A 639-nucleotide genomic window follows, 5' to 3' on the forward strand; every position below is an offset into this window, starting at 1 on the left:
CAGGAACACTGCCGGCAAATATTACAGTTGAATGTTCAGCAGTAATTCCTGCGCCTGTAACCCTTACAGCGACAGATAATTGTTCGACAGCCACAGTAAGCTACGCTGAAGTAAAAGTGAACGGAAGCTGTTCAGGAAGCTATCAATTGCAAAGAACATGGACAGCAGCAGATGCTTGTGGAAACGAGACTAAACATACACAGCTTATAAATGTGGTTGATACTACAGCTCCTGTGTTTGTAGAGGCGCTTCCTGCCAAAACAATAAATGCAAGCTGTGATACAATTCCAGAAGCAGAAACATTGACGGCAACAGATGCTTGCAGTAATGCCTTTGTAACGTATACAGAAACTAAAACAGCAGGAGACTGCAGTGCGAGATATACTTTGACCAGAACATGGACAGCAAGTGATGAATGCGGAAACGAAAACGTATTTACGCAAACCATTAATGTTTCATGTCTGCCAAATATCTTTAACGGAATCTCACCAAACGGAGACGGAATAAACGACAAGTTTGTTATAGACGGTATCGATTGTTTCCCAAACAATACAGTGAGAATTTACAATAGATATGGTGTACAGGTTTATGAGAAAAAAGGGTATGACAATGTAACGAATCCTTTTGAAGGTTTCTCAG

1 protein-coding gene is annotated in these 639 nt (G+C 40.8%); it reads left to right on the top strand.

Translation table 11 applies throughout. The annotated features are described in order from the left end of the window. Window positions 1-639: gliding motility-associated C-terminal domain-containing protein (locus ACHRV0_RS21570; RefSeq protein ID WP_395442500.1), on the top strand; the 639-nt coding region annotated here is incomplete at both ends.

Origin of the sequence: Flavobacterium sp. FlaQc-30 (assembly GCF_044005885.1) — a bacterium.
Classification (GTDB): Bacteria; Bacteroidota; Bacteroidia; order Flavobacteriales; family Flavobacteriaceae; genus Flavobacterium.